Source organism: Pseudomonas sp. Irchel 3E19, from assembly GCF_900187585.1.
Classification (GTDB): domain Bacteria; phylum Pseudomonadota; class Gammaproteobacteria; order Pseudomonadales; family Pseudomonadaceae; genus Aquipseudomonas; species Aquipseudomonas baetica.
This window is the reverse complement of the sequence record NZ_FYDT01000026.1, coordinates 1-21,281: the sequence shown is the minus strand read 5'-3', so window position 1 is coordinate 21,281 and position 21,281 is coordinate 1. Positions and strand designations below refer to the sequence as shown.

The window sequence follows — 21,281 nt, the reverse complement described above, 5'->3', positions numbered from 1 at the left end:
TCCAGAGTGAAGTTATTCGAGGGAGTCGAGCAGATCTTGCAGCCGCGTCAGATTTTGTCGCACCGCCACGGCCAGAGCGGGCGTCACGGCCATGCCGGTCAAGCGACATTCCAGCTCGACAAACGCGCTGGCCAAGGCGTTGATCTGCACTGCCCCTAGCGCCCCCGCCATGCTGTGCAGTTGCTGCGCCACGCTGTTGGCGTCGGCCGCATCCAGTGCCGCCAGGGTGGTCTGAATATCCTGGCGCAGGGTGGTGACAAACAACTCGCGCATTTTTGCAGATAGCGACGGCGGGGCATCGATAACGGGTGCCACAGCGATTTTGCAATGCTGCTCAAGTTGCGTGCGCAGGGTAGCGAGGTTCAGCGGCTTGACCATCCACGCGTTCATGCCGACGGCGGCGCAGCGTTCGCCTTCTTCGCGCAGGGCGTTGGCGGTGACGCCGATGATCGGCAGCGTCGAGTCCTGCTGGCGTACAGCCTCGGCGAGTCGGTAACCGTTCATAACCGGCATGTTGACGTCGGTCAGCAGCAGATCGAAACGACGGGGCGCCCACTGCGCCAGAGCCTGTTCGCCATTCGCAGCGACGATCACCGTGCAGCCGAGGGCTTCCAGTTGCTCCCTGATGATCGCCGCGTTGATCACGTTGTCTTCGGCCACCAGCACCTGCAGATTCAGTGGGCGGGTCTTTGCCTGCAACGCCGCGGGGCGCTGCGTATTGGCGCCGTGTTGTGACAGATAAATCGCCCAGGCAATTGCGCGCACATCGTCGGCGTCGACCGTCCAGTCAGAGCCATTTGACTGCGCCGGGTTGGGGCCGCCCGCTACGGCGACGATCCGAGGCCCGCTCCAGTGCGGAGCGTTGTCGAGAGGCGTGAGGTCCACCAGCAGCGCCGAGGATGGTGGCCTCTCGGTCGTCACCGAGCGGCAATCCAGACCAAAACGGTTGAGCCAGGCCATCAGGTGCAGCGCCAGTTCGCTGATCGGTGCACGTACATAAACGGCGGGGCTGCCGGCCTCGAACGCGGGGCAGTCGGCCAATGCGCCCGGCACGTTCTCCAGCGCGAGTTGCAGGGTAAAACTGCTGCCCAGCCCCGGTTCGCTGACCACGCTCAACTGGCCGTGCATCAACTCGCACAGCCATTTGCAAATGGCCAGGCCCAGACCCGCACCGGCCTGGCTGTCGGCATCGTTGACCTGATAGAAGGGGTCGAACAATTGCTGTTGCTGCGCGGGGGAAATCCCCACCCCCGAATCGCTGACCTGCCACTGAACTTGGGCGTTGCCGGCGGCGTTTTGCAGCACGCGTACGCGCAGGACCACGCGGCCGTTGTCGGTGAACTTGATCGCGTTGCTCAGCAGGTTGTTGAGGATCTGGCGGATGCGCAACGGGTCACCGCGCAGTCGATCCGGCAAGGTCGAATCGATGCAGGCATACAGTTGCAGGCCTTTGGCGCGGGCGAATGCGCTGTAAGTACGCACAACCTCTTCAGTCAGCTCCAGCGCGCAGAAGTCCTGAAGCTCAAGGGTCATTTGCCCGGCCTCGATCTTCGACACATCCAGCACATCGCTGATCAGCTTGAACAGGCTGGCGGAGGAACGCTGGATGGTGTCCAGATAATCCTGCTGGCGCGGGGCGAGCGGTGTCAGACCGAGCAATTCGAGGGTGCCCAGCACGCCGTAGAGCGGGGTACGAATTTCATGGCTCATGGTGGCCAGGAAGCGGCTCTTGGCCTGGTTGGCCGAGTCGGCGGCCTGACGGGCTTCTTCCAGGGCGGCGGCGTCTTCGATATGCCGGGTCACGTCATGCAACGCACACAACCAGGCATCCTGGCCTTGATAGCGCGTCGAGACGAAAGCCAGATGCAGATGCCGCCCGTCGATCTCCAGATCGGCATGGCCGGACTCGCTGTGTGACTTGAGCAGGCTCATCAAACGGCTGCTGTCGTGCCATTGCTGGGCGCGCTGGTTTTCCAGGAGCACGTGGTGATCGCTGCGGCGAATCACACAGAGGCCGGTCGGTGCGGTGTCGATCACCGCACGGCTGAACGCCTCGCTTTCGGCAATGCTGGCGTGCGCACTTTGCGCGGGGATGATCACGCGCGCGGTGTACCACCGATTGATGGCCCGACCGCAGCCGAGCAGCGCCAGCACCACGGCCACCAGGCACAGCAATGGCCACAGCGCGTAACTGAGAAAACTGCGCAGGCTGATGACGTAGATCGCTGTCCAGTGTTGCGCGCCGGGGCTGCTCAGTTTGAACACCAGGCCGTCGCGGTCGACATTTATTCCATCATCCAGTACCTGGGCGGACCTCGGTGCGCCGGTCAAAACCACGCCGGCCGGGGTGATCAAGGTGAAGTCATCGTAAATCGACCATTCCATCAAGCGCTCGATGTTGTTCACCTGAGACAGTTTCAGCAACGTGCCGAGCACCACCCAGGAATCGGCGCCCTCGATGGCCAGCGTAGGCTGCAGCAGATTGATCCTGACGTAGGCCAGCAGCGTCGGTGTTGCCTCGCTGTCCTGAGTGGGCGGGTAGGGCACCCAATGCACTTGATGATCAGCGACTGATGACGGCTGCTCGCGTGCATGCTGGTTCACCTGGCTCATCACTTGAGCAAACGCGCCGATCTGCATCGGGCCGGCACCGCGCAAGCGCCCGGCGGAGGGCACGGCCACGTCGAAGTTGTCGGGGCCATTGAGCAGGATCACTTGCGGCGACTGATAGTGCGATGCCGCCCAGAACGCGCTGTAGTAGGCGGCCAGATAACTGCCCAGTGCGAAAACCTTGGGGTATTGGTCGGCGGCGATTCTGTTCGGATCGATCTTTACACTGAACGGCAGTGAGAACGGCAAGCCACGGCCCTCATAGACATTCGGGCCTTCTTCGGGCAGCAGTTTTTGCGAATAAGTGGGCAACACCACCAAAGGAAAATATCGGCCCTTGGCACTGGCCTGGGAAATATCGCGCAGGAACACTTCCTGCTCGTGGATGTTCTCCATCAATCGGGCGAAGTGAAATTGCAAGGTGTCGCGCTGCTCTTCGAGCATGCGCAGCACCCCCAGATAGCTGATGCCCAACAGCAGCAACACCAGCGCGCCGAGCAACAACAGACTTTTGTTCAAGCGCAGCGAACTGCTGGCCAGTTTGTCCAGAAATGCATTGGTATGCGGCATTACAGCGCCTGACCAGCGGTGATGGAGCAGCCTTTGGACACAGTGACCTCGGTAGCGAGCGACGTTCAACAATAGCCACGTGCCGCTCAATAGGCAGCCGCCGGCCCGTCGTGGGTCAGCAAGTGCTGGAACTGGTCGGCTGAAACGGCGTGGGAGATCAGGAAACCCTGAACCTGAGTGCAGTCGATTTTACGCAACAGAGCAAGTTCTTGTGCGGTTTCTACACCTTCGGCCACCACCGTCAGGCCCAATTGGCGACCGAGGCTGACAATGCTGGTCAGCGCCTGCGCGAGTTCGGCGTTGGCGTTGCAGCCTTGCACCAGCGCGCGGTCGATTTTCAGTTCGGTGAACGGCGCCGACACCAGGTTCATGTACGAGCTGTAGCCCTTGCCGAAGTCGTCCTGCGACAGACCGAAACCCTTGATCCGCAAGCGGCACGCGCCGGCGTAGAAGTTGCTGATGTCGTCGGGCACCGAGCACTCCATCAACTCGAAACAGATCCGCGCGGGCAAGCCTTGATGGGCAAGCACGAAAGCGAGGATGCGGTCGGGCAGGTCGTGGCTGTTGAGCAGGTGCGTGGGCAGGTTGACCGAAACCGGAATGTCATAGCCCTGTTCGCGCCAGGTCGCTTGGGCGGCGATCGCCTGTTTCAGCACGCACCAGAGCAACGGCTCCTCGAGACCGAAGGCAATCAACGCTGGCAAAAACACCCCCGGCAACAGCGTGCCATGTTCGGGGTGATTCCAGCGTACCAGTGCTTCGGCGGCGACGATCCGGCCGTTGTTCAAGGCTTTTTTGGGTTGAAACCAGGCTTGCAGTTCGCCGTTGTCGAGGGCGTTGCAAATACTCTGGCGATCGATGCCGGGATGGGTCGCCGCCGGGACGCTCTGACGCAGCGCCTGCAATTGATCGATCAGGCAACGCAGGGCGGCTGCGTTCACTGGTTTGGAAATCAGCCCGATGACTTTCACTTGCAGGTTGCTCGCCACCAGGCTCGCGCCCATCAACATGCGCCGTGAGGCGGCGCTCATGATCGCCAGTGCCGGGCGCGAACGTTGGGCGGCGAGGCCCTGAATAAATTGCACACCGTCCATGCCCGGCATCAGCAGGTCGGTGAGCACCAGATCGAAGTCGCGGTGTTTCAGGCAGTCCAGTGCTTCTTCGCCGTCCTTGGCGCACGCCAGATCGAAGTCACCCAACTCGCTGAAAAGGTTCTGCAAGTACAGGTGCTGGAAGGGGTGGTCTTCGACAATCAGAATGCTACAGGGCTTCATGGGCGACTCGTTCGTAGGGAGCCAGGACAGCGAACAAGGCTCGTAGCGTAAAAGGTTTGACCAGGCAGTGATTCATGCCGGCAGCCAGGCACAGCGCGTCCTCACCGCGCAGGGCGTTGGCGGTCGCGCCGATGATCGGAATGCTGCAACCGAGGCGCCGCAGGGCTTTGGCCAGTTCGTAGCCGTTGAGGCGGGGCATGTTGACGTCAGTCAGGACGATGTCAAACGCCGCGTCGGGCCAGAGCGCCAAGGCCTCTTCGCCATCGCTGGCCAGCGCCACCGTGCAGCCCAATTCTTCGAGCTGATCGCGCAGGATCAACTGATTGATGACGTTGTCTTCGGCCACCAGAATGTGCAGGCGCAACGGACGCATCGCGTGGGGTTCACTGTCTTGCGGGCGGTGAACGATCTGGCCGCTCTGGGCTTGGCGAACGGCCCGTTGAATCGCCAGCAGATCATTCAGATTGACCTGCCAGCCGTCGCCGCTGAACTGCGGCTCATGGGCGCCGTCACCGCTGGCCAGTACGCGCGGCCCGCGCCATGTCAGGTTCGGGCGCTGTCCGAAGGCCGCGGGATACAGTTCCAGCAACACTGTCGTTGTATCAGGCTCGATGTCGTCCGGTGCGCCGATATGCGCGCGGGCGCCCCAACGACGCAACCAGCCACTGACGCTGTCGGCCAGTTCGCGCACGGGCGAAACGACATAGACGATGTCCGCTGCCAATGGCGGCAAAGCGGCAGGTGGTGTGTTGCCAGAGCGTTGCTCCAGCGGCACGCTCAGGGAAAAACTGCTGCCCAGACCAGGTTCGCTGACCATGCGCAGGGTGCCATTCATCAAGTGCGTCAGGCGCAGGCAAATGGGCAGGCCGAGGCCGGTGCCGGCGACCACGTTGGTGTTGCCGGCGGTCTGGTAGAACGGCTCGAAAATAAACGCCTGATCGTCATGGGCGATGCCTTTGCCGGTGTCGGAAACCTGCCATTGCAGGCAAACGCGTTCGCCTTCGCGAGCGAGCAGTCTGACCCGCAATACCACGCGCCCGGAATCGGTGAACTTGACCGCGTTGCTCAGCAGATTATTGAGGATCTGCCGTACGCGGCTGACATCGCCCAGCAGGCAATCGGGCAGTTGCGGATCGAGGCAGGCATAGAGTTGCAGGCCTTTGCTTTGCGCGGCGGCGGCATAGCCTTGCACCACTTCGTGCACCAGTTCCGGGACGGAAAACTCGCTCAGCTCCAGCGCCAGTTGCCCGGCCTCGATCTTCGATACATCGAGCACGTCGCAAATCAACTGCAGCAACGTCGCCGATGATCCCTCGATCGCACGCAGGTAACTTTTCTGCTGAGTGTCCAGATGCGTGCGCGCGAGCAATTCCAGGGTGCCCAGCACACCGTAGAGCGGGGTGCGTATTTCGTGGCTCATGGTTGCCAGAAACAAGGTCTTGGCTTCGTTGGCGGCATCGGCCGATTGGCGCGCCTGTTCCAGCGCTGCTTCGATCTGTCGCCGAGCGCTGATGTCACTGAACGCGCAGAGCAAGACGTCTTCACCCTTGTAGCGGGTGGGTGAGCAGCTCAGGTACAGGTGACGACCGTCAGCAGTCTCGAAGTAATCGGTCAGGCACGGCGTGTGTTGGTCAAACGCATCGCGGATCCAGCCGGCGCCCAGTTGCTCGCTGCACTGACCCAGCCATTGCCGCGCGAGGGTGTTATCCAGCACCACTTGACCGTCACTGCGGCGCAACACGCACAGCGCCACCGGCGCGGTCTGAATCACGTCGCGGCTGAACAGTTCGCTTTCCACCAGCGCCTGAATGCGCTGGATCGCCGGGGTGATGAAACGATGTTCCAAGCGTCGGACCAACAGGCACACCAGGCTGATACTCAACACGCAGAACAGCAACGCGCCGAGCATTTGTGGCCACAGGGCGTGCAGTACCGCCAGCAAGTCGATGGAGTAAGTCAGCTGCCAGTCCGAGGATTTCAGCTGCTTGCGCAGCACCAATTGCTCGGGCAGCCAGCCATCGCCGACGAAGCCGAAAAAATCCTGTTGTCGCAGCAACGGCAGGTGCTGTTCGGGCGGTGGTTTGTGGCTGTTGCTGAACAGCGGTTTGCCTTGTGAGTTGAACATGGTGAACTCGCCGGCGCTGTGGTCGCTCAGGGCGCTGGAGACTTCGCGGTCGTCCATTTCCAGGCCGAGCCAGCCGGAGTGGACGTCGCGTTCATCCAGGCGGATGAAGATGTACAGCTGCGAGTGGCCGTCTGCGGCATGGGTCAGCCACAGTTCCGACAATGTCGCCGTGAGCTTGAGCGCCTCCAGTTGATCCAGCGTGGCCTGTGGCAAACCGACGACCAGCGGCGTCGCGTTGTATAGCCGCAATACATGACCGCCATTGCTGACATACAGCAGATTGAGCTGCTTGGCTTTCAGGTAATCGCGCATGCGCTGGGTCAGCCAGATGCTCCATTGCTTGCCCGGCGTTTGCCCCAGCAGCAGACGGATTTCTTCTGCGGAAACCGGTACGTTTATTTTCGCCTTACGTGTGGCCGACAGGCTCAGGCTTTCCAGCAGCGCTTCACGGGTGGTGAAAAACGTATGCGCCTCAGCGATGGCGCTGCTCATGTAGCTGCGCCGCTGGGAAATCTCATTGTTGAAGGTAAACAGCAGGAAACTGTAGACGCCGCCGAGAATGCCCACCAGCAGCACCAGGGCAAACATGCGCAGCAGACGCCGCGCCGCATGGGGCGAGGACAGGAGCGGGCTGATCTGATGGAGGTAGTTCTTCAATCTCATCCCGGCACTCTAGGGAGGGCCGGGAGCATGGAACATCAGACGATCCTTAGAATGCTAAAGGTAGTTGACGATGAAGGTGACTTCGGTGTTCGCGCTGCCGGCCTTGAGTTCGCCCGTGGGCAGACGGTAGTACGCGGCGGTTAACGGGATCTTGAAATCGGTGCCAGTGGTGGTGAAGGCGTTGAACGGGTAGGTGGTATCGAAGGCGATCGGCTGCCCGACATCGTTCATCAATTGCAGGCCGATGCCGCTGGCGGTGGAGGTGCTATTGAGCGCAACGATGCCCTTGGTCGCGTCGATGACGGGCGTGGTGGCCTTGAGCGAATAGGTGACTTTCTTGATGCCGGTCTGGCACTGATTCAGGGCAATGTCGAAGCGCACGGTGCGGGGTTTGGCGCCCGCGTCGCTAAAGTCCTGGAGTTGATAGTCATCGCCCATCGCGACAGGGACGGACGGGGTCTGGCAGGAGGCCGCATTCAACACCAACGCGTTGGCCAAATTGAAGTTATTCAGAATCAGTTCGCCGGCTTTCAGACTGCCGAGGTTGCCGGCCGGTATCGTGATCTGCGCCGCCAACGGGCCTGACTTGACGATTTCCAGGCGGATCGAGCCTGACATCACGCCGTAGCCGTTTGGGGCGACCGAAAAGAGCGAGGGCTCATAGCGATCCAGCATACCCATCCAGATACGGAACGACAGCCCGGTCTTGCCCAGCGGGAAGGTCGTGACGCTACTGGTCGGGGAGCCAAACGCGGGATTGACCGCTATTCCGTAGAAAGAGCTCGCATTGCACGACCAACTGTGCGAGCTCGATTGCTGCGCGGTTTCCTGATAAACCACCGTGCCATCCGGTGTGTCGGCGGGGATGGTCAGGCCGCCATTGGCCAGGCTGCCGCCGTAACTGAGCGTTTGCGTGGAAGGGGAACTGTTGAAGCTACAATTCGCCGCCATTGCGTCCGTTGCACATGCCAGCAACGTCGCCACGGCAAGAGTGAGCAGGGGGCGCTGCAGAGTTATTCGCTTCATGAAAAGGGCTATACGTGTCGGCCAAAGAGCGGCGTACGTTAAACACGCCGTTTGCCGATGGACATCAGGCGATTCTTAGAACACGCTCCCGCGTCTGTGCAATCGCGGCGATGTATTAGACTCAGCAAAGCCTGAAACCGTGCAGGTTGTGCGGCCCCGGCGCAGCAGGGAGGTCATATGGTCCGCTTGAGTATGGTCTTGCTCGGTCACGACTTTGTCCGCAAGCGTTGGTCCGCGCTGGCGCTGACGGGCATTGTCTGGGGCGCGGCCGGTGTGGGCATCTTCATTGATGCGCTGGACGGCGTTCTGTATTTCCCGCTGCATCTCTTCGGCTATCTGTTGTTGCTCGAAGCGCTGATCCTGCTGCTGGTGCCGGCACCGCAAGCCGGGACCGCTGCGGCCCTGCGCAGAGGGCGAGGACTGGCTTTTCTCTTGCTGGGACTGCTGATCGTCGACCGGCAACATGCCGCTGGACTGATTCTGGCGGTGCTGTTTGGCGGGGCTTTTCTGCTCGATGGCGGTTTTCGGCTGGCGGCGGCGCTGGTGGTGCGCTTTGTCGGTTGGCAAGTGTCGCTGATGGCGGGGTTGTTCGAAATCGGCTTTGGCGTGTTTATCCTTGAGCCGTATCCGACGTTGTACAAGGGCACGGTGCCTTTTTGCATCGGCATGAGCCTCTTTCTCACCGGTTGCGCCTTGTTGCGGCAAGCCGTGCGCTTCAAAAACCAGCTGCCGCTGACCCGTACTGCTGCAGTGAGTGCGCCGACCAGCAGCGAAGCGTTGGTGATTCACGTCTGGACCCCCAGCGGCACCGTCGACGACACCCTGGTGCGCAATCGTCTGCTCAACCGCTACATCGCGGCGGTCGACATCAACGGCGTGATCTCCGCCGGCCATGCGGCACTGGAATGCGGCCCGGACATTTACATCAGCCATTACCCGCAGGACGACATTGATCGTTCGGCGGGGGATTTTGTGCGCTTGCTGCGGGCGACGCCGAACAACGATGTTGCCGGCAGGTTTTTGCCGGATTATGCCGGCGAGGTGGCGGACTGGTGTCCGTCTTCGGTGCAGGTCAGTTTTGCCCATTACGACGCCCGGCGACTCCATGCGTTCTGGGCGGACTATCGGCAAAACAGCACTTACAACCTGACCAGTCGCAATTGTTCCAGTGCTGTCGCTCATAGCCTCGAAGCGGCGCTGGAAGGGGCGATGAACCGGGGGCATTCGAGCATGCTGGATTTTGCCCGCGTCATCTTCAGCCCTGAGTTCTGGATCGCCGCGCAAGTGCGCAAACGCGCCGAGGCGATGGCCTGGACGCCCGGACTGGTGCTCGACTATGCGCGAGCGTTGCATGCTGCGATCGAACCGGCACCGCCGGGCTGGCACAGTATTTATGCGGTGGTCAAACGGGGCTGTGGCTATGCGGCCACTGCCTTGCGCGGGCGTGAGGTGCATCCCGTTCAGCCGCCACCGCCAGCCCATCCTCCCGACGAGTTCTGATCGGCTTCACACCGAGTCGCCGCCTTCGCGAGCAGGCTCGCTCCCACATTGGATCTCTGAGCAACGCGGAATTTGTGTTCACTGGAGATCTCCGGTGGGAGCGAGCCTGCTCGCGAAGGCGTCAGTGCGGGCGCCGCAAAAACCCAGCCCATTGGTCAATTAATTACCAAGCAACCTAACTATTACGTTGACATTCGCTGCCTAGGCAGTAACATCTCGACATACATTCACTGCCTAGGCAGTTATTAGGTGAGCAAATGAAGCATTTCACCCCGGACGAATTCAAACACTGCCATCTCGGCCTGTTGCTGGGCCGTGCTGCGCTGCTCAAGGACCGGATCATCGACACCCACATGGAACCCCACGGCATCACCGCCGCGCAGTTCAAGGTGTTGATCATCATGGCCCAGTTCGGCGTCGACACTCCGGCCGAACTGTGCCGGCACCTGTCGCTGGACAGCGGTTCGATGACGCGCATGCTCGATCGTCTGGAGCAGAAGGGCTTTCTGGCTCGCCACCGCAGCGAAGGCGATCGCCGTCAGGTGCAACTCAAGCTGACCGAACAAGGCCAGCAACTGGCCGATCGCCTGCCGCACATCGGCGCCGATGCGATGAATGAACTGGCCGGCGCCGTCACTCCGGACGAGTTGAAGACCCTGGAATACATCCTCAAGAAAATTCTGCTGGCAGCCGGTGACCCAATCACCATCCAGCGGTTAGGTGAACACAATGAGCGGTAAAACCTTGCGCAGCAGCCTGACCCTGGTGCTGTCGGCAATGATCCTTGCCGGTTGCGCCAACTACAGCGGCCTCGACACCCAAGGCCAGAACCTTGATGCGAAAAGCCTGAAAGTCGGCCAGTCGCTGAACGGCGTGACCCTGTCGTCGGCCGCGTGGCCGAAAAGCGACTGGTGGACCAGCCTCGGCGATCCGCAACTCGACGGCTTGATCCGCGAAGCCCTGCACGACAACCCGGACATGCAGATCGCCGCAGCCCGCGCCCATCAGGCCAGCGCCGCCGCGTATGCCGCCGATGCCGCGCGTTATCCGACCCTAGACGCCAGCGCCGGTATCAGCCGTTCGCGCCTGGCCAAGGATCAGGATCCGCGAGGGCAGGGCGATGCCTACGCCACCGTGCGTAATGTCAGTGCCGGCTTCAATTACAACTTCGATCTGTGGGGCGGCCAGCGTGATGCCTGGGAAGCCGCACTCGGTCAGGCCCGTGCGGCCGAAGTCGATCGTCAGGCTGCACAGCTGACCCTCGCCGCCGACGTCGCTCGCGCTTACAGCGATCTTGGTCAGGCGCACATCGTTTATGACCTCGCGAACGAAGACCTCAAGCGCACCAGGCAAATGCTCGATTTGAGCCAGCGTCGCTTGAGCTCGGGGATCGACAGCCAGTATCAGTTCCAGCAAACCCAGAGCCTGGAAGCCAGCTCCGAAGCCAGCCTGATCGATGCGGAAAAACGCTTGAACAGCGCGAAAATCGCCTTGGCCGTGTTGCTCGGCAAAGGCCCGGATCGCGGCAATGAAATCGCCCGGCCGAAAGTGCTGCAGGCCAGCGCCGTGGCCGTACCGTCGGTGCTGCCGGCAGAACTGCTCGGTCGTCGCCCTGATCTGGTCGCCGCGCGCTGGCGTGTAGAAGCGGCGAGCAAAGACATCGACTCGGCGAAAACCCGGTTCTATCCGAACCTGAACCTCACGGCCTCGGCCGGTGCCGAGTCCCTGTTGGGTGATGCGATGTTCGGTTCGGCCAGTCGCTTCTTCAACATTGCCCCGACCATTTCGGTGCCGATCTTCGATGGCGGTCGCTTGCGCGCCAACCTCGATGCGCGCGACGCCGATTACGATCTGGCGGTGGCGCAGTACAACAAAAGTCTGGTGAAAGCACTGGGCGATGTCAGCGACACGATCAACCAGTTGCGTGACATCGGCCGGCAGATCGGCGCGCAGCAACACGCCACCGACATTGCTCAGGATTCTTACAACACCGTCGTCCAGCGTTACGGTTCCGGCATCGGCAACTACCTGGACGTGCTCAGCATCGAGCAGCAATTGCTTCAGGCCCAGCGCCAACTGGCCACCCTCAATGCCGAGCAGATCGACCTGTCGATTCAACTGATGCAAGCGCTGGGCGGCGGCTTTCAGGGGCAGACCCTGACCGCAGCCAACGCCACCCCAGCCACGTCGCACAACTAATTCAAGGTATTTGTCATGGCCACTGCCGAAAACACTCAAGCTCAAGACAACACCCCCGACACCGGCAATCCGCGCAAACGCAAAGTGATGCTGCTGGCGCTGACCGTTATCGTCCTCCTCGCGTGTGCGGGCGTCTGGGCTTATCACGAATTCATCGGGCGCTTTAACGAAAGCACCGACGACGCCTACGTCAACGGCAACGTCGTCGAAATCACCCCGTTGGTCACCGGCACCGTGGTCAGCATCGGTGCCGACGATGGTGATCTGGTTCACGAAGGTCAGGTGTTGATTAACTTCGACCCGAACGACGCTGAAGTCGGCCTGCAAAGTGCCAAAGCGAAACTGGCGCGCACCGTGCGTCAAGTGCGTGGCTTGTACAGCAACGTTGATGGCATGAAAGCCCAGGTCAACGCGCAACAGGCCGAAGTGCAGAAGGCGCAGGACAATTACAACCGCCGGAAAAACCTGGCGCAGGGCGGGGCGATTTCCCAAGAAGAACTGTCCCACGCTCGCGATGACCTGACCTCGGCGCAAAACGCCCTGGCCAATGCCAAACAACAGCTGAAAACCACCAGCGCACTGGTCGACGACACCGTGGTGTCGTCGCACCCGGACGTGATGTCGGCTGCTGCGGATCTGCGTCAGGCCTACCTGACCAATGCGCGCAGCACCTTGATCGCGCCGGTCACCGGCTATGTGGCCAAACGCACCGTGCAGCTCGGTCAGCGTGTGCAACCGGGTACTGCGCTGATGGCGGTGATTCCACTGGATCAACTGTGGATCGACGCCAACTTCAAGGAAACCCAACTGCGTGACATGCGCATCGGTCAGCCGGTCGATATCGAATCCGACATCTACGGCAGCGACTTGAAATACAGCGGCACCGTCGACAGCCTCGGCGCCGGCACCGGCAGTGCGTTTGCCCTGCTGCCTGCGCAGAACGCCACCGGTAACTGGATCAAGATTGTTCAGCGTGTGCCGGTGCGCATTCACATCAACGCCGAAGAACTGGCCAAGCATCCGTTGCGCGTCGGTCTGTCGACCAACGTCGAGGTCAATCTGCATGACCAGAGCGGCCCTGTGTTGGCTCAGCAGCCGCCGCAAAAAGCGTCGTTCAGCACCAACGTCTATGACCGTCAACTGGCCGAAGCCGACGCGATGATCGCCCAGCTGATCCACGACAACAGCGCTGCGGCCAGCAAAACCCCGCAACGCTGAATCTTTCCCTGTGGGAGCGAGCCTGCTCGCGAATGCTGCCTGACATTCAACATAGAAGTGGTCTGACACACCGCTTTCGCGAGCAGGCTCGCTCCCACAAAGGGCAGTTGCATCTGTAACAGATGCGGCGCTAATCAGGTTCCATAGGATTCACAATGAGCAATAACGCCTCTTTCACGCCGCCCAGCCTGTTGCTCAGCACTATCGGCCTGTCGCTGGCGACGTTCATGCAAGTGCTCGACACCACCATCGCCAACGTGGCGTTGCCGACGATTTCCGGCAACCTTGGGGTGAGTTCGGAGCAGGGCACCTGGGTGATCACCTCGTTTGCCGTGAGCAACGCGATTGCGCTGCCGTTGACTGGTTGGTTGAGCCGGCGCTTCGGTGAGGTGAAGCTGTTTCTCTGGGCCACGATTTTGTTTGTGCTGGCCTCGTTTCTCTGCGGTATCTCGACCTCGATGCCCGAGCTGATCGGCTTTCGCGTGTTGCAAGGCCTGGTGGCCGGGCCGCTGTACCCGATGACACAAACCCTGTTGATCGCCGTTTATCCCCCCGCGAAACGGGGGATGGCTTTGGCGTTGCTGGCGATGGTCACGGTGGTTGCGCCGATTGCCGGTCCCATTCTTGGCGGCTGGATTACCGACAGTTATAGCTGGCCGTGGATCTTCTTCATCAACGTGCCGATCGGCATCTTTGCGGTGATGGTGGTGCGTTCACAACTGGCCAAACGTCCGGTGGAGACCAGCCGTCAGCCGATGGACTACGTCGGTCTGATCACGCTGATCATTGGCGTCGGCGCGTTGCAGGTGATCCTCGACAAGGGCAATGATCTGGACTGGTTCGAATCGAACTTCATCATCATTGGCGCAGCGATTTCGGGGATCGCGCTGGCGGTGTTCGTGATCTGGGAAATGACCGATCAGCACCCGGTGGTAAATCTGCGTTTGTTCGCCCACCGCAATTTCCGTATCGGCACACTGGTGCTGGTGTTGGGTTATGCCGGGTTCTTCGGCATCAACCTGATCCTGCCGCAGTGGCTGCAGACGCAAATGGGTTACACCGCGACCTGGGCGGGGCTGGCCGTGGCGCCAATCGGCATTCTGCCGGTGCTGCTGTCGCCGTTTGTCGGCAAGTACGCGAACAAGTTCGACCTGCGTTTGTTGGCGGGGCTGGCATTTCTCGCGATTGGCCTGAGCTGCTTCATGCGCGCCGGGTTCACCAACGAGGTGGACTTCCAGCACATCGCCCTGGTGCAGCTGTTCATGGGCATTGGCGTGGCGCTGTTCTTCATGCCGACCTTGAGCATTCTGATGTCGGACTTGCCGCCGAGCCAGATTGCCGACGGCGCGGGCCTGGCGACTTTCCTGCGGACATTGGGCGGCAGCTTCGCGGCGTCGCTGACCACGTGGATCTGGATCCGCCGGGCAGACCAGCATCATGCGTACATGAGCGAGAGCATCAGCACCTATGAGCCGGCCACCCGTGAGACGTTGAATCAACTGGGCGGGGCGAGTCACTCGGCTTATGCGCAGATGGATCAGATCCTGACGAGTCAGGCGTACATGCTCTCCACCGTGGATTACTTCACGTTGCTGGGGTGGGGGTTTATGGGGTTGATTCTGATTGTGTGGCTGGCGAAGCCGCCGTTTGCTGCCAAGGCCGGGCCGGCGGCCAGCGGTCACTGAGTAAAACGCGGTCAAAAAAGTGGGAGCGGGCTTGCTCGCGAAAGCGGTGTGTCATTCAGTAGAGATGTCGACTGAACCACCGCATTCGCGAGCAAGCCCGCTCCCACATTGGTTTTGTGTTTGAGCTTTAGGGAGCGGGAGCGGGCAGGGCCGGTGGCGGGGCGAAGTCGAACGGCGCTAACGCATAGCCATTCTCATCCACCTGCAACGCCCAACCCTGCCGATCCCAATCCCCCAGCACAATCCGCTTCGCCGCTTGCTCACCGAGCTGCAGCTTGTGGATCGCCGGGCGGTGGGTGTGCCCGTGAATCAGGGTCTTCACGCCAAACGCCTGCATGATCCGCGGAATCTCCTCCGGCGTGACATCGACAATGTCATTGGCCTTCATCCGCACCTGCGCGCGGCTCTCGCTGCGCAACTTGCGCGCCAGTTTGTGCCGGGTGCTTAAAGGCAGGTTCCGCAAGATAAACAGGGTGATCGGGTTACGCAGGTAGCGCCGTAGCTTCATATAGCCGACGTCGCGGGTGCACAGGCTGTCGCCGTGCATCAACAGCACCGGCTCGCCGTAAAACTGCACGACACTCGGGTCCTTCAACAACGTGCAGCCGGCCTGTTTGCAGAAGGCCTTGCCGAGCATGAAGTCGCGATTGCCGTGCATCAGAAAAATGGCCGTGCCGCTGTCGCTCAATTCGCGCAGGGCCTGGCAGATGGAACGCTGGAAGGGCGTCATGGCATCGTCGCCAATCCACGCCTCGAAGAAGTCGCCCAGAATGTACAACGCACTCGCCGAGCGGGCGCGTCCGGCGAGCAAATCCAGAAACGCCCGAGTAATGTCCGGGCGCTCCTCTTCCAGATGCAAGTCTGAAATCAGCAATATCACGCTTCGATGATCTCGGCTTTCTCGATGATCACGTCGTCTGCTGGTACGTCCTGGTGGCCGGCCTTGGAAGTGGTCGAAACACCTTTGATCTTGTCGACAACGTCGGTGCCGGCAGTCACTTTACCGAACACGGCGTAGCCCCAGCCCTGAACGTTCTTGCCGCTGTGGTTGAGGAAGGTGTTGTCGGCAACGTTGATGAAGAACTGCGCAGAAGCCGAATGCGGCTCCATGGTGCGCGCCATGGCAACGGTGTATTTGTCGTTGGAAAGACCGTTGTCAGCTTCGTTCTGGATGCTTGGACGCTTGTCTTTCTTTTCTTTCATGCCTGGCTCGAAACCGCCGCCCTGGATCATGAAGTTACCGATGACGCGGTGGAAAACGGTGTTGGTGTAGTGACCGGCGTTAACGTACTCGATGAAGTTGGCGACGGTGATCGGCGCCTTTTCAGCGTTCAGTTCGATGACGATGTCGCCATGATTGGTGGTCAATTTAACTTGAGTCATGATCGCTACTCTTTATAAGGAATTCGTGGTTATCGGACATTGAGCCCCAAAACCGGTTCAGCCTGCTTTGGCCAAGGTGCGCAGTTTAGCGTGACAGGCGCGAATTTCGAGGCTGTTTTTCAATTCCTGGTGATTAAATGCGCTCCTTTATAGGGCCTGCTCTGTCAGCCCCTTGACAGCATCGGCTATGATAGCGGCTTTGTTTTGTCTGGCCCCTCTCTGCGGCCGCGCACATGTAAGTCAAGGATCCTATGAGCAAGCCCACTGTCGACCCTACCTCGAATGCCAAGTCCGGCCCTGCCGTGCCGGTCAATTTCCTGCGGCCGATCATCCAGGCAGACCTGGACTCGGGCAAGCACACACAGATCGTCACCCGTTTTCCGCCTGAGCCCAACGGCTACCTGCACATCGGCCACGCCAAGTCGATCTGCGTGAACTTCGGCCTGGCCCAGGAGTTCGGCGGCGTCACGCACCTGCGTTTCGACGACACCAACCCGGCCAAGGAAGACCAGGAATACATCGACGCGATCGAAAGCGACGTCAAATGGCTGGGCTTCGAATGGTCCGGCGAAGTGCGCTACGCCTCGCAGTATTTTGACCAGTTGCACGACTGGGCCGTTGAGTTGATCAAGGCTGGCAAGGCCTACGTCGACGACCTGACCCCTGAGCAAGCCAAGGAATACCGTGGCAGCCTGACCGAGCCGGGCAAGAACAGCCCGTTCCGCGACCGTTCGGTTGAAGAGAACCTCGACTGGTTCGCCCGCATGCGCGCCGGTGAGTTCCCGGACGGCGCCCGCGTGCTGCGCGCGAAGATCGACATGGCCTCGCCGAACATGAACCTGCGCGACCCGATCATGTACCGCATCCGCCAGGCCCATCACCACCAGACCGGTGACAAGTGGTGCATCTACCCGAACTACGACTTCACCCACGGTCAGTCGGACGCCATCGAAGGCATCACCCACTCGATCTGCACCCTGGAATTCGAAAGCCATCGTCCGCTGTACGAGTGGTTCCTCGACGCCTTGCCAGTGCCGGCGCACCCGCGTCAGTACGAGTTCAGCCGTCTGAACCTCAACTACACCATCACCAGCAAGCGCAAGCTCAAGCAGCTTGTGGACGAGAAACACGTCCATGGCTGGGATGATCCGCGCATGTCCACGCTGTCTGGCTTCCGCCGCCGTGGCTACACGCCGGCGTCGATCCGCAACTTCTGCGACATGATCGGCACCAACCGTTCCGACGGCGTGGTCGACTTCGGCATGCTCGAATTCAGCATCCGCCAGGACCTGGACGCGAACGCCCCGCGCGCCATGTGCGTGCTGCGTCCGTTGAAAGTCGTGATCACTAACTACCCGCAAGACCAGGTCGAGAACCTCGAACTGCCGCGTCATCCGCAGAAAGAAGAACTTGGCGTGCGCAAGCTGCCGTTCGCCCGTGAAATCTACATCGACCGCGATGACTTCATGGAAGAACCGCCAAAGGGCTACAAGCGCCTGGAGCCGAACGGCGAAGTGCGTCTGCGCGGCAGCTACGTGATCCGTGCCGACGAAGCGATCAAGGACGCCGACGGCAACATCGTCGAACTGCGTTGCTCGTACGATCCGGACACCCTCGGTAAAAACCCGGAAGGCCGCAAGGTCAAAGGCGTGGTTCACTGGGTGCCGGCCGCTGCCAGCGTCGAGTGCGAAGTGCGTCTGTATGATCGCCTGTTCCGCTCGGCCAACCCTGAGAAGGCCGAAGACAGCGCCAGTTTCCTCGACAACATCAACCCTGACTCACTGCAAGTGCTGACCGGTTGTCGTGCTGAGCCATCGCTTGGCAATGCACAGCCGGAAGACCGTTTCCAGTTCGAGCGCGAAGGCTACTTCGTTGCGGATATCAAGGACTCGAAACCAGGTCAGCCGGTATTCAACCGTACCGTGACCCTGCGAGATTCGTGGGGCCAGTGATTCAGCGTCAAGGAAATTAACGTGCTGACGATCTACAACACGCTCACCAAGAGCAAAGAAGTCTTCAAACCGCTGGATGGCAACAAGGTGCGTATGTACGTGTGCGGGATGACCGTGTACGACTACTGCCACCTCGGCCACGGCCGCAGCATGGTCGCGTTCGACCTGGTGACCCGCTGGTTGCGGTTCAGCGGTTACGACCTGACCTACGTGCGCAACATCACCGACATCGACGACAAGATCATCAACCGGGCCAACGAGAACGGCGAGTCGTTCGAAGCGTTGACCGAGCGCATGATCGCCGCGATGCACGAAGACGAAGCGCGCCTGAACATCAAGAAGCCGGACATGGAGCCGCGCGCCACGGATCACATTCCGGGCATGCACGCGATGATCCAGACCCTGATCGACAAGGGCTACGCCTACGCCCCGGGCAATGGCGACGTGTACTACCGCGTCGGCAAGTTCATGGGCTACGGCAAGCTGTCGCGCAAGAAGATCGAAGACCTGCGCATCGGTGCGCGGATCGAGGTCGACGAAGCGAAGGAAGATCCGCTGGACTTCGTGCTGTGGAAAGGCGTCAAACCAGGCGAACCGAGCTGGGAATCGCCGTGGGGCGTCGGGCGTCCGGGCTGGCACATCGAGTGCTCGGTGATGTCGACCTGCTGCCTGGGTGAGACGTTCGACATTCATGGCGGCGGCAGCGATCTGGAATTCCCGCACCACGAAAACGAAATCGCCCAGAGCGAAGCGGCCACCGGCAAGACCTACGCCAACGCGTGGATGCATTGCGGCATGATCCGCATCAATGGCGAGAAGATGTCCAAGTCCTTGAACAACTTCTTCACCATTCGCGACGTGCTCGACAAGTACCACCCGGAAGTCGTGCGTTACCTGTTGGTGTCGAGCCACTACCGCAGTGCGATCAACTACTCGGAAGACAACCTCAAGGATGCCAAAGGCGCACTCGAGCGTTTCTACCACGCGTTGAAAGGTCTGCCGAACGTGGCGCCGGCCGGCGGCGAAGCCTTCGTCGAGCGTTTCACCACGGTGATGAACGATGACTTCGGTACGCCGGAAGCCTGTGCGGTGCTGTTCGAGATGGTTCGCGAGATCAACCGTCTGCGTGAGAGCGATCTCAATGCAGCGGCCGGTCTGGCTGCACGTCTGAAAGAGCTGGCCAGCGTGCTGGGTGTGTTGCAATTGGAAGCCGATGACTTCTTGCAGGCGGGCGCTGAAGGGCGTGTCGATGCGGCTGAAGTGGATGCGCTGATTGCGGCGCGTCTGGCGGCACGGGCCGGTAAGGACTGGGCTGAGTCCGACCGTATTCGTGACCAGCTCACCGCGATGGGTGTTGTGTTGGAAGATGGCAAGGGCGGCACGACCTGGCGTCTGGCTGACTGATCGCCTTACCGGTTACAGACAAAACCCGCCTTGTGCGGGTTTTTGTTTTTTAGAATCAAAAGATCGCAGCCTTCGACCTGTCACGAAGAAGAGCCCCTCACCCTAACCCTCTCCCGGAGGGAGAGGGGACTGATTGGGGGATGTTTAAAAGATGCGCCGACTTGAACGTGCTGCTTTGAATCCATAATCGACTGGTTTTTTCAGGTCGATGGATGACTCGAGACACCTCGGTCGGCTCCCTCTCCCTTCGGGAGAGGGCTGGGGTGAGGGGGTTGCTTTTGCGCTACGCGTAGGTCTTGATGTCTGACTCCGCCAACATGGGCGGCAGCGCGTTCAGCAGGATGCAGCTCAGCGACGAATAAATGGAGGAACCATGGCCAATCACTATCGCGAACTGTTTACGACACCCGGTGCCACCGGGCTAGTGCTCGCGAGCTCCATTGCCCGATTGCCACAGGCAATGATCGGCATTGGCATCATCACCATGCTGGTCCAGCAAACAGGCGTGTACTGGCTGGCCGGCGCGGTCGCCGGCACGTTTACCCTGGCCAATGCGCTGCTCGGCCCGCGCATCTCGAAACGGGTTGATCAGCGGGGCCAGAGCCGCGTGCTGCCCATCGTCACGGCGTTCAGCATCGTCATGCTGCTGGCGCTGATCTTCGCCGTCTACATGAGGGCTCCCGCCGCATTGTTCTTTGTGCTTGCTGCGCTGGCGGGGACGATGCCGAGCATGCCGTCCATGATCAGGGCACGCTGGTCGCAACTGTTCCGTGGCAAACCGCAGCTGCACACAGCGTTCTCTCTGGATACGGTGCTGACCGAACTGGCCTACATCATCGGTCCGCCACTGGCGATCGGTTTGAGTGTGAGCTTTTTCGCCGAAGCCGGGCCGCTTGTCGCGGTGGCGCTGTTGGCCATCGGGGTGACGGCGTTTCTCCTGCAGCGCCAGACCGAACCGAAAGTAGTCTTGGGCCACAAGAGCCACACCGGTTCCACCTTACTGATTCCCGGCGTTCGCACCATCGTGCTGGCGTTGTTGGCGATGGGGGTCATTGGCGGAGCAATCGATGTCGCCGTTGTGGCGTTCGCCAATGCCCAAGGCTGGCCAGCGTCTGCCACCTTCATCCTCGCTGCCTATGCGTTCGGCTCCCTGGTGGCGGGCCTGACGTTTGGTGCATTGCGGGTTTCCCTGCCGATCGAAAAACAGTTCTTTATCGGCATATTGGTCACGGCCGTCACCGGCGTACTGCCGGTTTTCGCAACAGATGTTTATGTCCTGTCAGCGATGCTGTTTATCGCGGGCATATCGTTTGCGCCCACCATGGTCGTGGTCATGAAGCTGGGGACGATCATCATCCCTGCGTCCAGGATGACCGAAGGGCTGACGTGGATGACCACTGGCATCAGCATTGGCGTAGCGCTGGGCGGCATGCTGGCGGGGCTGGTGATTGATGCGTTCGGCGCGCGAGCAGGGTTCGGGGTGGCGATTGGTGCCGGGGTGATGATGATGGTGGTTGTGCTGGTTGGACTGCGCACATTGGCTGCGGGGGTGTCAGAAATTTTGTGTTCGGGCATAACATGAGTAAGAGGTGCATGTATGCCAACCAAAAAGAAACCCCTGCGTGACCTACCAAAAATCCCCAAGGAGCTGCTCGAAGAGTTCGGTGAGGGG

At 60.7% G+C, this 21,281-nt stretch carries 14 protein-coding genes; 8 read left to right on the top strand and 6 right to left on the bottom strand.

Translation table 11 applies throughout. From position 1 onward, the window contains the following. Positions 1-12 precede the first annotated feature (12 nt). The 4 genes from CKW18_RS17120 to CKW18_RS17105 form a co-directional block, all read right to left on the bottom strand. Entirely contained in the window at positions 13-3,180 is a 3,168-nt protein-coding gene (locus CKW18_RS17120; RefSeq protein ID WP_095189887.1) for a hybrid sensor histidine kinase/response regulator, read from the bottom strand. Positions 3,181-3,266: 86 nt separating this feature from the next. Beyond that, positions 3,267-4,454 (bottom strand): EAL domain-containing response regulator, encoded by a 1,188-nt coding sequence (locus tag CKW18_RS17115; RefSeq protein WP_095189886.1) that lies wholly within the window; start codon positions 4,452-4,454, stop codon positions 3,267-3,269. After that, entirely contained in the window at positions 4,441-7,242 is a 2,802-nt protein-coding gene (locus CKW18_RS17110; RefSeq protein ID WP_095189885.1) for an ATP-binding protein, read from the bottom strand. Before CKW18_RS17110 ends, CKW18_RS17115 begins: the two co-directional genes overlap by 14 nt. Positions 7,243-7,296: 54 nt before the next feature. Continuing rightward, positions 7,297-8,268 (bottom strand): fimbrial protein, encoded by a 972-nt coding sequence (locus tag CKW18_RS17105; RefSeq protein WP_095189884.1) that lies wholly within the window; start codon positions 8,266-8,268, stop codon positions 7,297-7,299. 177 nt (positions 8,269-8,445) lie between these two features. Between CKW18_RS17105 and CKW18_RS17100 the strand changes: the two genes are divergently transcribed. The 5 genes from CKW18_RS17100 (at position 8,446) to CKW18_RS17080 (ending at position 14,870) form a co-directional block, all read left to right on the top strand. Then, complete coding sequence (locus tag CKW18_RS17100; RefSeq protein ID WP_095189883.1) at positions 8,446-9,768, top strand: hypothetical protein; 1,323 nt, start codon at positions 8,446-8,448, stop codon at positions 9,766-9,768. Between the two features lie 257 nt (positions 9,769-10,025). Then, a complete protein-coding gene (locus CKW18_RS17095; protein WP_095189882.1) occupies positions 10,026-10,508 on the top strand; it encodes a MarR family winged helix-turn-helix transcriptional regulator in 483 nt (160 codons plus the stop codon). Then, complete coding sequence (locus tag CKW18_RS17090) at positions 10,498-11,967, top strand: efflux transporter outer membrane subunit (protein WP_095189881.1); 1,470 nt, start codon at positions 10,498-10,500, stop codon at positions 11,965-11,967. The genes CKW18_RS17095 and CKW18_RS17090 overlap by 11 nt, the downstream gene beginning before the upstream one ends. A gap of 15 nt (positions 11,968-11,982) precedes the next feature. Continuing rightward, entirely contained in the window at positions 11,983-13,185 is a 1,203-nt protein-coding gene (locus CKW18_RS17085) for an efflux RND transporter periplasmic adaptor subunit (RefSeq protein ID WP_095189880.1), read from the top strand. Between the two features lie 155 nt (positions 13,186-13,340). Next, the gene (locus tag CKW18_RS17080; RefSeq protein ID WP_095189879.1) at positions 13,341-14,870 is read left to right on the top strand and encodes a DHA2 family efflux MFS transporter permease subunit; all 1,530 of its coding nucleotides are present in this window, start codon (positions 13,341-13,343) and stop codon (positions 14,868-14,870) included. Between the two features lie 127 nt (positions 14,871-14,997). On the opposite strand, the gene lpxH is transcribed toward CKW18_RS17080, so the two are convergent. Then, a complete protein-coding gene (lpxH, locus tag CKW18_RS17075) occupies positions 14,998-15,750 on the bottom strand; it encodes a UDP-2,3-diacylglucosamine diphosphatase (protein WP_095189878.1) in 753 nt (250 codons plus the stop codon). After that, entirely contained in the window at positions 15,747-16,253 is a 507-nt protein-coding gene (locus CKW18_RS17070; RefSeq protein ID WP_095189877.1) for a peptidylprolyl isomerase, read from the bottom strand. The genes lpxH and CKW18_RS17070 overlap by 4 nt, the downstream gene beginning before the upstream one ends. A gap of 251 nt (positions 16,254-16,504) precedes the next feature. On the opposite strand from CKW18_RS17070, the gene CKW18_RS17065 reads away from it, so the two are divergent. The 3 genes from CKW18_RS17065 to CKW18_RS17055 all read left to right on the top strand — a co-directional run bounded on the left by CKW18_RS17065 (position 16,505) and on the right by CKW18_RS17055 (position 21,191). Further along, positions 16,505-18,205, top strand: coding sequence for a glutamine--tRNA ligase/YqeY domain fusion protein (locus tag CKW18_RS17065; RefSeq protein WP_095189876.1), 1,701 nt, complete (start codon positions 16,505-16,507; stop codon positions 18,203-18,205). Between the two features lie 21 nt (positions 18,206-18,226). After that, entirely contained in the window at positions 18,227-19,609 is a 1,383-nt protein-coding gene (gene cysS / locus CKW18_RS17060) for a cysteine--tRNA ligase (protein WP_095189875.1), read from the top strand. Positions 19,610-19,982: 373 nt separating this feature from the next. Continuing rightward, complete coding sequence (locus CKW18_RS17055; protein ID WP_095189874.1) at positions 19,983-21,191, top strand: MFS transporter; 1,209 nt, start codon at positions 19,983-19,985, stop codon at positions 21,189-21,191. Positions 21,192-21,281: the final 90 nt, after the last annotated feature.

Excerpts from the sequence above, each read along its gene's own strand:
- CKW18_RS17120 (WP_095189887.1), bottom strand. The coding sequence starts at position 3,180 with ATGCCGCATACCAATGCATTTCTGGACAAACTGGCCAGCAGTTCGCTG.
- CKW18_RS17115 (WP_095189886.1), bottom strand. The coding sequence starts at position 4,454 with ATGAAGCCCTGTAGCATTCTGATTGTCGAAGACCACCCCTTCCAGCAC.
- CKW18_RS17110 (WP_095189885.1), bottom strand. The coding sequence starts at position 7,242 with ATGAGATTGAAGAACTACCTCCATCAGATCAGCCCGCTCCTGTCCTCG.
- CKW18_RS17105 (WP_095189884.1), bottom strand. The coding sequence starts at position 8,268 with ATGAAGCGAATAACTCTGCAGCGCCCCCTGCTCACTCTTGCCGTGGCG.
- CKW18_RS17100 (WP_095189883.1), top strand. The coding sequence starts at position 8,446 with ATGGTCCGCTTGAGTATGGTCTTGCTCGGTCACGACTTTGTCCGCAAG.
- CKW18_RS17095 (WP_095189882.1), top strand. The coding sequence starts at position 10,026 with ATGAAGCATTTCACCCCGGACGAATTCAAACACTGCCATCTCGGCCTG.
- CKW18_RS17090 (WP_095189881.1), top strand. The coding sequence starts at position 10,498 with ATGAGCGGTAAAACCTTGCGCAGCAGCCTGACCCTGGTGCTGTCGGCA.
- CKW18_RS17085 (WP_095189880.1), top strand. The coding sequence starts at position 11,983 with ATGGCCACTGCCGAAAACACTCAAGCTCAAGACAACACCCCCGACACC.
- CKW18_RS17080 (WP_095189879.1), top strand. The coding sequence starts at position 13,341 with ATGAGCAATAACGCCTCTTTCACGCCGCCCAGCCTGTTGCTCAGCACT.
- CKW18_RS17070 (WP_095189877.1), bottom strand. The coding sequence starts at position 16,253 with ATGACTCAAGTTAAATTGACCACCAATCATGGCGACATCGTCATCGAA.
- CKW18_RS17065 (WP_095189876.1), top strand. The coding sequence starts at position 16,505 with ATGAGCAAGCCCACTGTCGACCCTACCTCGAATGCCAAGTCCGGCCCT.
- CKW18_RS17055 (WP_095189874.1), top strand. The coding sequence starts at position 19,983 with ATGGCCAATCACTATCGCGAACTGTTTACGACACCCGGTGCCACCGGG.